The sequence below is a fragment of the Occallatibacter riparius genome (assembly GCF_025264625.1).
GTDB classification, from domain to species: Bacteria; Acidobacteriota; Terriglobia; order Terriglobales; family Acidobacteriaceae; genus Telmatobacter; species Telmatobacter riparius.
Genome location: NZ_CP093313.1, coordinates 282705 through 297278, shown reverse-complemented (window position 1 = coordinate 297278; position 14574 = coordinate 282705). Strand labels below are relative to the sequence as shown.

General features: G+C 60.6%; 8 protein-coding genes. 6 read left to right on the top strand and 2 right to left on the bottom strand.

What is annotated here, in order from left to right; genetic code table 11:
- Window positions 1-4: 4 nt before the first annotated feature.
- On the bottom strand, window positions 5-1570 hold the full coding sequence (locus tag MOP44_RS01070; RefSeq protein ID WP_260794046.1) for a hypothetical protein: 1566 nt from the start codon (window positions 1568-1570) through the stop codon (window positions 5-7).
- Window positions 1571-1880: 310 nt separating this feature from the next.
- Between MOP44_RS01070 and MOP44_RS01065 the strand changes: the two genes are divergently transcribed.
- The 6 genes from MOP44_RS01065 to MOP44_RS01040 all read left to right on the top strand — a co-directional run bounded on the left by MOP44_RS01065 (window position 1881) and on the right by MOP44_RS01040 (window position 12531).
- Window positions 1881-6914 (top strand): GAF domain-containing protein, encoded by a 5034-nt coding sequence (locus MOP44_RS01065; protein WP_260794045.1) that lies wholly within the window; start codon window positions 1881-1883, stop codon window positions 6912-6914.
- On the top strand, window positions 6911-7297 hold the full coding sequence (locus MOP44_RS01060; RefSeq protein ID WP_260794044.1) for a response regulator transcription factor: 387 nt from the start codon (window positions 6911-6913) through the stop codon (window positions 7295-7297). Before MOP44_RS01065 ends, MOP44_RS01060 begins: the two co-directional genes overlap by 4 nt.
- Before the next feature lie 5 nt (window positions 7298-7302).
- Complete coding sequence (locus MOP44_RS01055; protein ID WP_260794043.1) at window positions 7303-8802, top strand: GAF domain-containing SpoIIE family protein phosphatase; 1500 nt, start codon at window positions 7303-7305, stop codon at window positions 8800-8802.
- Between the two features lie 286 nt (window positions 8803-9088).
- Window positions 9089-10237 (top strand): butyrate kinase, encoded by a 1149-nt coding sequence (buk, locus tag MOP44_RS01050; RefSeq protein ID WP_260794042.1) that lies wholly within the window; start codon window positions 9089-9091, stop codon window positions 10235-10237.
- A 52-nt stretch (window positions 10238-10289) separates the two neighbouring features.
- Window positions 10290-10673: a YidH family protein gene (locus MOP44_RS01045; RefSeq protein WP_260794041.1), complete on the top strand. Its 384-nt coding sequence runs from the start codon at window positions 10290-10292 to the stop codon at window positions 10671-10673.
- Window positions 10674-10854: 181 nt separating this feature from the next.
- Window positions 10855-12531 (top strand): Gfo/Idh/MocA family oxidoreductase, encoded by a 1677-nt coding sequence (locus MOP44_RS01040; RefSeq protein WP_260794040.1) that lies wholly within the window; start codon window positions 10855-10857, stop codon window positions 12529-12531.
- A gap of 78 nt (window positions 12532-12609) precedes the next feature.
- Here MOP44_RS01040 and MOP44_RS01035 read toward each other — a convergent pair whose 3' ends face one another.
- Window positions 12610-14547: an alpha,alpha-trehalase gene (locus MOP44_RS01035; protein ID WP_260794039.1), complete on the bottom strand. Its 1938-nt coding sequence runs from the start codon at window positions 14545-14547 to the stop codon at window positions 12610-12612.
- Window positions 14548-14574: the final 27 nt, after the last annotated feature.

Below are 14574 nucleotides of genomic sequence, written 5' to 3'. Positions count from 1 at the left end.
CGACTCAGAAGCGGATGCGGTATCCCGCGTCGAACTGCATGTTGCCCTGCGTGGCGTAGTAGTCCGTCGAGATGATGCTCCCGATGGGAGAGATTTTCGGGTTCGGATAATCGAGCAGGTAGCGCACCAGGGTTGTTCCGATATCGAAGCGCACTGCGGAGCGGGACGTGGGGTAGAGCTCGAATGTGCCGCCGACGTCCATTGCGAAGCGGCTCAAGCCAGTGAACTTCGGATTCTGGCCGCCGCTCCAGGCTTTCTGGTAGTAGATAAAGCCGGGCCGGACTTTCGCAAAGACGCCCCAGCGCTTTGCCTGTTCGCCGAGTTTCATTCCAAACAAGCCTTCTACGCTGGGGCCACCACGATGAGCACCAGTGGGGAAGAAATTCACTTCGCTGTCGAAGTAGACGTGCTCAAAGAGGCGTGCGCTGTAGGGAACGCCGAAGCCCTGGTAGTTCTGCCTGCACGCTACGCAGCCGTTCTCTACCCCTGGCAGGTTCACATTGACGAAGTGGAAGCCGGTGCTTCGCCGGTTGGCTCTCCACGAGTCTTCGACGGCGATCGTGTGGATCGAAGCGCGCTGCTTCTCCATCGCGCGCCTCTCCACCCAGCGTGAGTTCCATGGCAGTTCGCCGGCGAACAGGCCCGCGAATGTACGGGTGGGTTCGAGGCCGGTTCGCAGGATGTATGCATAGCGGCGATGATTCTCCCCGACTCTGCCTACGAGGTATTTATCGACGGTGTCTTCGATCATGATCCAGCCGGTTCCAACCACGGGTGTGATGATCCAGTCGGAGAGTCCGGTGTTGTTGGTCGGCGGAGGGAAATTCGAGTTGTTGATGCACTTGGGCAGGATGCCGCAGCCGGGGATGTAGGACCAGCCGCCGGCGTTGCCGATGCTGGATTCGCTGAGCGGCCCGATCTTCCACTGCACCTCGTACGCGGTGGCCCAGCCCAGCGCCTTCAATCGGCTCTTCCAGTATTGGGGGTCTTTTCCTATGACCCGGTTTCTGCTGTTGGGGCTGTTTTGAATGAAGATCCATCCGGCGACCGCGCCCTGCATGGGGTGAGCGATATCGTTGACCAGAAAATCGTCGCCGTCTCCCCACCGCTTCAGATCGTATCCGTGAAACGAAGCGAAGTAGTTATGGAAGAAGGGGTCGTGCATTAGCTGACGGCGGAGATCGGGGTCCTGCATGAGGCGGAAGCCGTGCTCCACCATCAGGTATTCGAACTCCTGCCGCAGCGTACTGCGCAACTGGAAGTTCGGCGCAGGTTGTGGAGTTGGAATTGAAACGGCGGCTATGCCCGGGTGTAATCCCGCGCGCGAGCCTCTCTCCACTGAATCCAGATTTCGGTCCGCGGACATAGCTGGAGTTCGGATCGGCAGATCGACGGTGTCCGCATTTCCCGGAGCAGGCACAGGGATTGAGCTGACCTGCGCCTGGGCGATCTGCGGGTCCGGATGTGGGCCGTCCTGCGCCGCTCCTGTGAGCGAGAGAGCGAGCCCCGAGCCCAGAACCAGGATCTCTAAATATGGAATCACCTTGTTCGATCGAGCCCATTTACCCATCGACGAGACCCTCGCTGAGCCTGCAAAAGATCAAGTGAGAAAAGTCCCACTCAGCGTTTGTACCGACGGATTTTTCCGTTCCTCTATTGCCTGAAGCGTAGGCGGAATGGCCGCTCGGCAAAACTGTGAAAAATGCCAGAACGCAGCGGGGCAAGGCTTGGATTCGGTCAGCGCTCCAGCGGCAAACCCAAAGAGAAGAGGGGAGATCCGGTGGCCTGCGTGCCCCAAAAGTTCATTGCCTGGACTTCACCCGCGTGATACGCTTCCTCAAAGCTTTTTCCCCCTTCCCCACAACTGAAGATCAGCTGCTTTGGCAGTACAGGTATTCCGCTTGAGCTCAAACGTGCTCCTCGGTCTGCGAAAATCGTCTTTCGCCGTCACGCTGCTGGGTCTCGCCACGCTTGCGCCCGCGCTCTTGTATGCCGACTCGCAGGCCGGCGGCGCTCCCAATATTGGCGCGGGCATCCCGGTGGTTGAGAACTACACCGTCAAGGACTACAACGGGTCCGGGCAGATCTGGACCATGGCGCAGGACAAGCGCGGCGTCATGTACTTTGGCGCATCGGACGGCGTGGTGATGCAGTTCGACGGCGTGACCTGGCGCAAGACCCTGCTCGGTTCCAGCGTGGTACGTTCGCTCGCCGTGGATGACATTGGACGCGTGTGGGTAGGAGCCAATGCGAACTTCGGATATCTTGCTCCCGACTCGACGGGCACGCTTCAGTACGTGTCGCTTCTTGATCAGATTCCGCAGGCCGACCGCGCATTCACTGACGTCTGGCAGACGGTCGTAACGCCGCAGGGCGTTTTCTTTCGCAGCTTCGAGCGGCTCTTCCGCTGGGACGGCAAGCGCATGCAGGTCTGGCGGCCCGATGGCACTATGCAGTTTCAGGCGCTGTCGATGGTGCGCGGCCATGTTTACACGGATCAGAAGGGAATCGGCCTTGAGGAGATCGTCGGGGACGAGTTGCGCGCTGTGCCGGGCGGCGATGCCTACCGCGATTCAATCAAGCTCTTCCTGTATCCCTACGATGACACGCGCATTATCGTCTCTGAACGCAATGGGCTGCTCAGCCTTTACGACGGCCAGAAGTCGACGCCTTTCCACACGGCCGCAGACGACTACCTAAAGAAGAATAGGCTCTACGTCTCCACTCAGTTGCACGACGGCGCGCTTTGCGTGAATACGCTGAATGGTGGAGCGGTGGTCCTGAATCATGATGGCAGCCTGCGCCGCGTGATCGACGTGGCCGAGGGGATCCTCACTTCGGATGCTCTCTCATCTTTCGAAGACCGCGAAGGCGCGCTCTGGATCGGCAGTGATAACGGCGTCTCGCGCGTGCAGATGGGGGGGACCTTCTCCATCTATGTCAACGGGTTCGTGCAGGACTTCAATCTTTTTCAGGGCACCGTTTACGCCACTACGGTGTCGGGCAACTCGGCGCTGGCACGTGTCGTGCTCGACCCGCAGACGCACCGGCCCACGGTGCAGGCGATCCACGGGGCTACGCAAGGCTGGACGCTTGTTGACTTCAAAGACCCTGCCGGGCGCGCTCCCGAACAACTTCTCGTCGCCACCAGCGAGGGGGTCGCACGTGTTGTTGGGGACCAAATGGTGCCGGTCTTCCCGAACCTGCATAGCCTTGCGGAGCAGTGCTACTTCATCGGCCAGTCGCACGTGGACCCAATGCGGCTTTTCGTTGGGCACTCTGACGGCGTCCAGTCCTTCCACTGGACCAATGGGCAATGGGTGGATGAAGGCAGGCTGCCCGGGGTCATCTTCGAGGCGCGCAACATGATGGAGGATGCGCACGGGGACGTGTGGGTGAGCGGGGCCGCCGATAAGGTGCTTCGCATTCACATGGCGCCCACTGGAATGCGCGATTCGCACGCGGATGTCCTCGGCGCCGCGGCGGGACTTCCGGCGGGCATTCCCGATGCCGAGGCGATCGACGGCACGATGTATGTGAGCGTGCAGCGTTCAAAGCATATGTACCGCTGGGATGAGGCGGCACACAAGTTCGTGGTTGACGACCGTTTTGTGCTGCCGCTCGACACTCCGGTTTTCAGCCCAGGCGTGCAGCCGGATGGTAAAGACCGCATCTGGTCCGTCACGAATTCTTTCGAGGGTCGTAGAGTTGCTGCCTTCGATCGCCAGAAAGATGGATCGTGGAAGCTCGACGAAGCCAGCTACCGTCCGCTGACCCAGTTGGGCGTCTTCATCTTCTACACGCAACCGGATGGCGGGGTCTGGATCACCGGAGAGAAGCTTGCGCATTTTGTGCCGCGCGCTTCTGGGGGAGAGGGGGCGGCGTTTCCAACGGTCGTGCGCCAGGTGACGATGGGCAAGCAGACGATCTTCGGCGGGACCAGTGTCGATGGATCAAACCTGCGCCTGCCGGCCGGAACCAACGCGCTGCACTTCAGCTTCGCCGCGCTGACGTTCTCGAATCCTAAGGCGACGACCTATCAATATATGTTGCAGGGCGCGGACAAGGATTGGTCCGAGTGGTCGAAGCAGACCGACGCCAACTATTCGAGCCTTGGTCCTGGCAGGTATGTGCTGCGCGTGCGCTCGCGCGCTTACGATGGCCGCGATGGCCAGGAAGGGTCCTTCGCATTCGTCATCGCTCCGCCGTGGTATCGGACCACTGCGGCTTACATCATCTATGCAATTCTCTGGTTGCTGCTGTCGATTTCACTCTGGCGTCTTGTGATTCGGCATGAACGCAACAAGGCGCGGCGCAAGACGGAAGCGCTTGAGTCGCAGGCTCGCGCGCTTGAGGCTACGGTCACAGAGCGCACCAGCGAGATACGGGCGCAGGCCGCGGAGATCAGCGCACAGAAGGAGAGCATCGAGTTGCTCAGCGAGATTGGCCGCGAGATCACCGCGTCGCTCGATCTCAACGTCATTCTGTTCAAGCTATATGAGCGTGTGAATCAGATCGTGGATGCGACCGTTTTCGGCGTGGGTCTCTATCAGCCGGAAAAGCAGTTGATCGACTACACGCTCGCGATTGAAAGCGGCAAGCGCTACGCGCCTTACTCGCGCAGCACTGCCGACAAGAATCAGTTCGCCGTGTGGTGCATCGATCATCGGAAGCCCATCCTGATCAATGATGTTGCTGCGGAGTATTCGAAGTACATCTCCGAGTACTCGCACGGGGCTCGCGTACTCGAGGACGGCAGCGAGGCACAGCCGCCTGCCTCGATGATTTATCTGCCGCTCATCGCTCAGGATCGCGTGCTGGGCGTGCTGAGCGTGCAGAGCTTCCGCAAGAACGCGTACACCGAGCAGCATCTCGGGCTGCTCTCGAATCTTGCGTCTTACACCACTATCGCGCTGGATAATGCCAACGCCTACACGGTGATTGCCGACAAGGAACGCGCCGTGCGCGAGCGCGCGGCCGAGCTGCTGACCATCAATCACATCACCAACGCGCTCTCAACGCAGCTCGATCGCGACCGGCTGGTTCAACTTGTGGGCGAGCAGGTGCGGGAGCTCTTCAAGGCGCCGATCGTATACGTTGCGCTTCTCGACCGCGCTACGATGATGCTGCATTTCCCGTACGCGTATGGCGAAGAGGCGGCGCAATCGCGGCCATTCGGCTCTGGCCTGACCTCGCAGATTATTCGCACCGGCGAGCCTCTTCTGATCAACGAGGAGATGGACAGGAATCGCGCTCGTCTGGGCATCGAAAGCATTGGCCGTCAATCCGCGTCTTTTCTCGGTGTGCCCATTCCGTCGGGCGGCGAGATGATCGGCGTGCTAAGCGTGCAGACCACGGAGCAGGAAGGCCGCTTCACGGAAGCTGATCAGCGACTGCTTTCAACGATCGCGTCCGCCGTTGGCGTGACGTTCCACAACGCACGGCTATTCGAAGAGGCGCAGGCAGCGCGCGCCGCCGCTGAAGAAGCCGACTCCGCAAAGAGCAGCTTCCTTTCCACTGTGAGCCACGAACTGCGCACGCCGCTCACGTCGGTGCTTGGCTTTGCGAAGATCATCCGGCGCAGGCTGCACGAGCGGCTCTTCCCGATGATCGCCGAGTCGGATGCGAAGATCGCGCAGTCGAAGCGGCAGGTGCTCGAAAATCTCGACGTAGTGGTAAGCGAAGGCGAGCGCCTGACGAAGCTGATCGACGACGTGCTCGACCTCGCCAAGATTGAAGCGGGCAAGTTCACCTGGAACATGGCGAGCGTCTCGGTGAAGGAAGTGGTGGAGCGCGCCGTCGCGGCGACGTCGTCGTTGATTGAAGCGCGTGGCCTCAAGATTGAGACTTCGATTGACGAGAGCCTGCCCGACATCAACGGCGATCACGACCGGCTTATCCAGGTGGTGATCAATCTAATCTCGAATGCTGTGAAGTTCACGCCGTCGGGCGCAATTACATGCTCCGCCCATCGGCGTGACGGCGAGATTGTGGTGAGCGTGAAGGATTCCGGCATCGGCATCGCGCCGGGGGATCAGCCCAAGGTGTTTGAGAAATTCAAGCAAGTGGGCGACACGCTGACCGACAAGCCTAAGGGAACCGGCCTTGGCCTGCCGATTTGCAAGGAGATCGTGGAGCACCACGGCGGCCGCATCTGGGTTGAGTCGGCAATCGGCGAAGGCAGCACCTTCTCGTTCACGCTGCCGATTACAGACTCGCCGCAGCAACTGGATCTGCTGCCGATCCGGCGGAACGTCGATATCGAAGCGATCGTGCGTCGCCTGCGCGATACGGTCGCCAACCAGCAGACGCATTCGAAATCCATACTGGTTGTTGACGACGATCCGAATATTCGCACGCTGCTGCAACAGGAGCTTACGGAAGCCGGCTACGCGGTGCGACTAGCTGAGGACGGCCGCAAGGCTCTCGCGCTCATCCGGGAAGAGATCCCCGGTCTTGTCATTCTCGATGTCATGATGCCGGAGATGAATGGGTTCGACGTGGCCGCGGTGTTGAAGAACGACCCCGAGACCATGCACGTGCCGATCATCATTCTGTCGATTCTCGAAGACCGCGAGCGAGGTTTCCGTCTCGGCGTGGATCGCTATCTCACGAAGCCGATTGACACCGGTTCGCTCTTTCAGGAGATGGACACCCTTCTCGATCAGGGCAAGTCGCGCAAGAAGGTCATGGTTGTGGACGAGGATGCGTCCACTGTCAGCACGCTGGCGCAGGTTCTTGAAACGCGCGGCTATCAGGTCACCGAATCGAATGGGCCCGACCTTGTCGCACGCGCGGTCGATTCCAAACCGGACATCATCATCCTCAACTCGCTGCTCTCGAATAACGAAGCCGTCCGCGCGCTGCGCTTCGAGAAAGGCATGGAGAACGTTCTCTTCCTCATCTACCAATGAACAAGAAAATATTGATTGTCGACGATGAACCGCACCTTCGTATGCTGATCCAGCAGACGCTGGAGGACCTTGAATGCGATGGCGTGGAGTTGTTCACCGCCACCAATGGCGAAGAGGCCCTGGAGTCTATTCGCGCCGAGGAGCCGAATCTCGTGCTGCTCGATGTGATGATGCCCAAGATGAACGGCTTTGATGTGTGCCACGCTGTGAAGAAGGAGATGGGCTGGAATCATGTGCGCATCATTCTGCTGACCGCGAAGGGGCAGGAGTTTGATCGCAACCGTGGCCTCGAGGTAGGCGCCGATCTCTATATGACGAAGCCGTTCGACCCTGACGCGCTGATTGCCAACGCCCGCGAAGCCCTGGGTCTCGCTGCAAGCTGACGCCCATGCCTGCTCTTACGTTGAAGTCTCTCCTCGGGCGACGCGCTCCCGCATACGCGGTTGTGCAGGCGCTCCTTGAGAGCACGGGCAGCGATGTCCACGTTACCGATCCATCCGGGTTGGTGCTGCTTGGCATCGCGAGGGAGGATGTCGAGTCGCGCATTCGCATCGTGCACGAAGATGCGACTGCCGGATACGTCGCGGGGCTGGCGGTACATGCAGTGCCGATTGCTGCGCTCGTTCAGCATCTGTTGTCGAAGGAAATCGAAAGTCGTTCGCTTGGTTCTGAGGTACTCCACCTCTACAGAGAAGTCCATCTGATTGAACAGCTATCCGAGCAACTCGCGCAGGTGCTCGATCTGCCGGCCGTCGCGTCGTGCGCGCTCGACCAGGCGCAGCGCCTGATCAAGGCCACATTCGGCGTCATCTATCTCCACAACAGCAACGGGGCCCTCGAGCCCATCGCGACCTTCGGTAATCACGCCTGCGCCAACCCGCTTCCCCTCGTCGCTTCTGTTCTTGCGAAAGGCTCTGCTGAGATCGTCAACGATTGCGGCTCCGACCTGCGCATCATCGATCCCGGCCACACATGCAGTGCGGTCCTTTGCGCCCCTCTCCGCTCCGGCGAGAACATCCGCGGCGCCATCGTCCTCGGCAGCGAAAGTCCTGGCGCGTGCTACTCCTCGCCCGACCTGAAGCTGCTGAATACAATTGCGCTGCAAACTGCGGCTGCTGTTGATAATGCGCTGCTGGTTGCCGAGATGGTTGAAGCCGCGCGCCATCGTGCCGCTTACGCAGCCGAGCTGCAGGCGGCTAGCACGGTGCAGCAGCTTCTGCTGCAGGGAGCATCCCGCTCCATACCCGGCTTCCAAGTCGAACCTGTTTATGTGCCGGCGAGCGAAGTTGGAGGGGATTTCTACCTCGTGTATCCAACGCCGGACGGTTCGCTCATCGCCATCGTAGGGGATGTTTCGGGCAAAGGGCTGACTGCTGCGATGCGCGTCGCACTCATTCTCGGTGCGTTGCGACGCGAGACTTCGGCGGAGCCGGCTGACATTCTGGGTGCGCTCAACAATGCGCTGGTGGCGCAGGGGCAGTTGGGCTTCACCACTGCGCTCTGCGTGCGCATCGAACCGAACGGCGAGTTCTCCTTGGCTAACGCGGGGCACATTCCGCCTTATATAGATGGGCAGGAATTTGAAACCGCGCCCGCGCTGCCGCTGGGACTTGTTGCCGATCAGAACTATGAAACGAAGCTGGCGCGTCTCGATCCTGGGGAGCAGATGGTGCTTATGTCGGACGGCGTTCCCGAGGCCCGCTCTGCTACGGGCGAGCTCTACGGCTTTGCGCGCCTGCCGGAGCTCGCGCGCGAGCCGGCTGCGCAGATTGCGGAAATTGCGCGCCGCTACGGGCAGGAGGATGACATTACCGTGCTGACAATCCGCCTGGACGAAGTAGCGGAGCCAGTGCAGACCGCAGACGACCAGTGCGAGACCACGGCCTGAGAATTTGTCGCGATGAAGTTGTGACGGTTGCCGAACTTTATCGAGAACAAGCCGGTTCGATACCACGCGGGCCCTCTGTTTCCCGCGATGCATCGAACCGGCCCTTCAATAATTTAAGGAAAAGTAATTTAACTGTCCCAATGTGGCTATCTGATTGATTTTGTGACAACCTGGTCGAAATTTCTTCCAATTCCCGGCTTCACGCATCATCGCTGTCGTGTGATCTACGCCACCTCGCGGCGCGCATGTCTCGCGTACACTCGTTCTGCTCTTCGAGGAATCTCGCGTGACGGAAGTCTCCAGCCGCGTGCTTGCCATCAACCCGGGCTCTACCTCCACCAAGGTGGGGGTCTTCCGCCGCAATGTCGCTCACGGCTCGGCGGAGTGCGACTGGACCCAGACCATCCGCCACTCGGACGCTGAGCTCGAGCACTTTCGCGGCTGGTCAGCGCTATCCCAGGCAGATTTTCGTGCGGGAGTGATCCGCAACGCGCTTCAGCAGGTGGGTTATCCGCTGGACGGTTTTGCCGCCTTTGCCGGGCGCGGCGGCCTGCTTCCGCCCATGGAGTGCGGAACCTATGAAGTGAATGACGAGATGGTCGAGGAACTGCGGGCCGCGCGACGGGGGGAGCACGCCTCGAACCTGGGGGCGGTTCTCGCGGTCACATTTGCTCGAGAGATTGGCGTTCGCGCTTACATTGTCGATCCGGTCACGGTGGACGAGTGGCAGCCGTGCGCGCGGTTTTCCGGCCTGCCGCAGATCACGCGATCGCCCATCGGGCATGCCCTCAATATCAAGGCCGTGGCGCGCCGCTTTGCACGGGACCAGCAACGCTCCTACGCTGCCCTCCGCCTCATCGTCATTCACCTCGGCAGCGGCATTACGGTCTCCGCGCATTGCGGCGGCCGCATGATCGACCAGAACACGCCCGAAGAGGGCCCATTCGGCCCCGACCGCTCGGGGTGGCTCCCGGTGCGCGAACTCATCAAGTTGTGCTTCTCCGGCCGCTACAACGAGAAGCAGCTCGACCGCCTTGTGTTCGGCGAAGGCGGGCTGTATGCGTATCTGGAAACACGGGATTTGCAGGAGATCGAGCACCGCGCTGACGCTGGCGATGCAGATGCGACGGCCGTCTATGATGCCATGATCTACAAGATCGCCAAGGAAGCCGGAGCGATGGGCGCGGTACTCGAGGGGCGTGTGGACGCCGTGGTGCTCACCGGCGGCATGGCGCACTCTGAGCGGCTCGTCTCGCGACTCCGCGGCTATGTCGAGTGGATCGCTCCCGTCACCGTTTATCCCGGAGAAGACGAACTGCTGGCTCTGGCCGAAGGCGTCTTCCGCGTCCTCGACGGCGAAGAGGAGCCCAAGGTGTTTCATCCGGGACATGCGGAACGGAAGGGCAGGGAAGTACTGGTGCTGGGGCTGGAGTGAGCGCCTGCAGTAATGTAGTTAAGGCTCATATCTCGTTTTGCCAAGGATGCCCATGGCCGAACCCCGCGACTATCTTGCCGCCGAACGCACTTTTCTCGCCTGGCTCCGCACCGGGCTTGCGCTCATGGGCTTTGGCTTTGTTGTCGCCCGCTTCGGCCTTTTCCTGCAACAGCTCGGGCTCCTCGATCGCACGCGGCCTCTGCCATCCTCGGGTGTCTCGCTCTGGATCGGCACCATCCTCATCGCTGCCGGCATCCTGGTCAGCGCGCTTTCCGCGTGGCGGCACGTGCGCATCGTTCGGCAGATGGATGCTAACCAGACACCGAAGCTGAGTTCTTCGGCGTCTGTTATCGCCATCGCCACGTTCCTCGCGCTCATGGGCCTCGCCATGGCGGTCTATCTGCTTACCGTGCGATGGCCCGGCCTCATCCCTTGACCACTCGATGGCATCATCTCCAGTCGCGATTAATCGTACGGAGAAGGCCGCGCCAAGAACCGCCGTGGAACTGGTTGAGATCGCTACGAACTGGCAGCAAAACTCGAAAACGGTGGACAGGGGATCAGGTGCTCCTCTGTTACCCTTTCCCTCGGAATCAATCCTCCACCAGGGAGACACCGTGGCCGCCAATGTCGCCGTCGTAGGGCATGGATACTGGGGCAAGAATCTAGCCCGCAACTTCTTCGAACTCGGCGCGCTGCGCACGCTGTGCGACGAAAACACCGCCGCGCTTGAGGCTGTGCGCGCGAAGTATCCCGGGGTCGACTTTACCGGTAGCTACGACGAAGTACTCGGCGATTCCGAAATCGCAGGGGTGGTCCTCGCCACGCCAGCGGTGCGCCACTACGAGATGGCCAAACGCGCCCTGCTCGCCGACAAGGATGTGTTCGTCGAGAAGCCGCTTGCGCTGGACGTGAAGGAAGGCGCGGAGCTGGTGCGTATCGCTGCCGAGCACAAGCGCATCCTCATGGTCGGCCACATTCTGCAGTACCACCCGGCCGTGCGCGAACTCAAGCGGCTGGTGGCGAACGGCGATCTCGGGCGCGTCGAATACATCTATTCCAACCGCCTCAACATCGGCAAAATTCGCGCCGAGGAAAACATCCTCTGGTCGTTCGCGCCGCACGACATCAGCGTGCTGCTCGGCCTGCTGGGAGAAGAGCCGCAGACCGTCTCCTGCGAAGGGGGCAGCTATCTCAACTCCGATGTTCCGGATGTCACGCTCTCGCAGTTCGGCTTCGCCAACGGAGTGCGCGCGCACGTCTTCGTCTCATGGCTGCACCCGGTGAAGGAGCAGCGCCTGGTCGTCGTCGGTTCCGCGCAAATGGCGGTGTTTGATGACACCGCCGCGGAGAAGCTCGTGCTCTATCCGCACAAGATTGAGTGGAAGGATCGCGTGCCCACGGCTGTCAAGTCGGACGCGGTAGCCGTGCCACTCCCAAAAGAAGAGCCCCTGCGCAACGAGTGCCAGGAGTTTCTTGATTCGATCGAGTCGCGCAGGGCGCCGCTCACTGACGGAGCGGAGGGCCTACGCGTGCTCAACGTGCTGCGCGCTTGCCAGGAAGCTTTGACCCTCGGCCGGCCGCAAACCACGAAACCGCAAGCAAAGGCGGCCGAGCCTGCAAAGCCCGTCTACTACGCCCATCCGACTGCGATCGTTGATCAACCTGCGGAGATCGGTGCGGGCACAAACATCTGGCACTTCTCACACATACTTGCGGGAGCCAAAATTGGCGAGCGCTGCATCTTCGGTCAGAATTGCCAGGTCGCCGGTGACACGGTCATCGGCAACAACGTCAAGGTGCAGAACAATGTTTCGATTTATTCAGGCGCGCACATCGACGACGATGTCTTCCTCGGCCCCTCGTGCGTGCTGACGAACGTGACCAATCCGCGCTCGCAGGTGAACCGGCATTCGCTTTACGAAAAGACGTTTATCCGCCGCGGCGCCACGGTGGGTGCGAATGCGACCGTGGTTTGCGGAATCACGCTGGGCCGATATAGCTTCATCGCGGCCGGATCGGTCGTCGCAAAGGATGTGCCTGACTACGGCCTGATGGTGGGCAATCCGGCGCGCCGCATCGGCTGGATGAGCCGCCATGGGCATCGCCTCGACTTTCCCAACGAAGATGGCATCATGGTGTGCCCCGAGAGCGGATACAGCTACAAAGAGGAGCACCCCGGCGTGCTGCGCTGCCTCGATCTCGACGAAGATGCGCCCTTGCCGGCGGAGCTAGCCAAAGGCACAAAGAGCTACGACGAGTTCAAGGCGGAGAGCGAAGCCAACAGCCACTGAAAGCCAGCCAGTAGCCAGTAGCCCGTAGCTTGCGTTGGCAGCTGCCGACTACAGGCTACCGGCTACTGGCTCGACGGCTCACTGTTTCTCCATCCACTCCACATAGCCCAGCAGCGCGCCCCAGTGGTAGAAGCGATCGCTCGAGACGACGTCGTCGCCGGTGCCGGTGATCGCATTGTAGTTCTCATGCACATGGCCGTTCTCTTTCCACTCTTTCAGAAACAGCGCATACGACTTCTCTGCAAATTGCTTGCGCGCTTCGGGTACGTCGTAATTTTTCAATCCTAAGTAGACCAGGTAATTCATCGGGCCCCAGATGCGCCCGCGCCAGTACTGCTGATCCTTGAACGCCGGATCGTTGCGCGCGATCGAGGGGATCACGTACTCGCCCCAGAACTCCTCGGAATTCATGAGGTGCTCTTTCACCATGCGCGCAGCCTGCTCCGGAGTAGCCGCCTTCGCCAGCAGCGGATAGAAATTCGTCGGCGAGAGCCGTGGGCTCTTCTCTCCCGTGTGCAGATTCACGTTGAGGAAGATGCCCGCTTTGTCGTCCCACATGGTCTTGAGTTTTGCGCGATACCTGTCCGCGCGCTCGCGCAATTCCTTCGCCTCGGCCGTCTTGCCCAGCGTCTCGGCGATTGTCGCAAGCGCATCGCAATCGGCGACGTAGAGGCTCATCTCGCCCACGTCACCGTACTCCAGCAGATGTGTCTTCTCGTTGTATGTGGTGCCGTCGTACATCGGGCTGTTGTCCAGGCCGGACTCGTAGACCGCTCCCTGCCACGTGCCCACCGATCCGTCGTCGAGATTGCGGGGCTGGTTTTCGGGATCGCTGCCTAGTGTCAGATAGCCCTGCATATCGCGATGCTCAGCCCACCAGCGATTCCACTTCAGCAGCGGCTCAAACGCATCTTGGAGGAACCAGCGGTCGTGAAACTTGTCGTAGAGCCCAAGCACCGTGATGGCGCCCACCGGCGGCTCGCTGCGGTCGGAACTCTTCCATCCGCCGGCACGCGCATAGTTCGGAACGAATCCCTGCGCTGTCTCTTCGCGCAGCGTTTCGAGAGCGTTCGCGTAGGCCAGGTCCTTGTCGCCGATGCCGGCCATGGTGGCGGCGAAGAACGTGTCCCAGTCGAAGAGGACATAGCCGCCCCACCCAACGCTCCACACGCGCGAGACGGGTGAAATGACGCGCCCCTTCTCGGGTTCGTAGATGGTGTCCCAGCCGAGAGTGGTTTCAATCGCGTCGAGGAGCGGACCGTTTGCGCCAGCGGCCTTGAGGGAGTCGTGGTACGAATCCCATTGCTTCCTGAGAACTGCTCTTATCTCCTCCATCGTGCGTTGTTTGCCGGTGCTGATTCCCACGAAGCTTTCGTTTGTTGCAAAGTAGGCTCCCTCGACCGGGACATTCACGACCTTCTCCGAAGCCTCAGAGGCGTAAGCTTCGCGAGCCAGATAGATCGGAATAGATTCAACCCCCGTCTTCGCGGCCAGGTGATCCGACACATGCTCTACAAAGCCCTGCTTGTTCCAAAGGAAATTGGCTGAGATCACGAAGGTCGGCGGCAATCCATGCTCAATCTTGCTTAATGGTTCGACAAGCATGACCAGGTCATCGCCGTCATGCGCGCTCTCCACGCGCCACTTGTGCCCCTTCCACTCATAATCCGCACGCGTATAACTCCCATCCCACGCATGCAGCCCGGGAGTTACCTTTTCCGCATCTTTGTCCAGGCGGCCGATGAGAGCATCGCCGAGGAACGCATCGCCGTTCAGGGTGGAGTTGTGCTTCATGCCGACATGAATCGCCAGCCGCTCGGGCAACAGAACCTGCGTGGCCACGCTGTGCGCATCCCACGTATTCCATCCGCGCGCCAGCCGCTGCTGCACCTGCCCGTACTCGGACGAGCGCCGTGTATCAACCTGTCCGGGCGCAACATGCGACATCACCTGTGCTCGTGCCAAGCCAGCGCCCAGGATGAGCACAGACCAAACGCACTCCATCATCCTCTTCATCAATCGCGATCCTCTCTCACTACGCGA

Coding starts and splice junctions, on each gene's coding strand:
- MOP44_RS01070 (WP_260794046.1), bottom strand. CDS start 1,570: ATGGGTAAATGGGCTCGATCGAACAAGGTGATTCCATATTTAGAGATC.
- MOP44_RS01060 (WP_260794044.1), top strand. CDS start 6,911: ATGAACAAGAAAATATTGATTGTCGACGATGAACCGCACCTTCGTATG.
- MOP44_RS01055 (WP_260794043.1), top strand. CDS start 7,303: ATGCCTGCTCTTACGTTGAAGTCTCTCCTCGGGCGACGCGCTCCCGCA.
- MOP44_RS01045 (WP_260794041.1), top strand. CDS start 10,290: ATGGCCGAACCCCGCGACTATCTTGCCGCCGAACGCACTTTTCTCGCC.
- MOP44_RS01035 (WP_260794039.1), bottom strand. CDS start 14,547: ATGAAGAGGATGATGGAGTGCGTTTGGTCTGTGCTCATCCTGGGCGCT.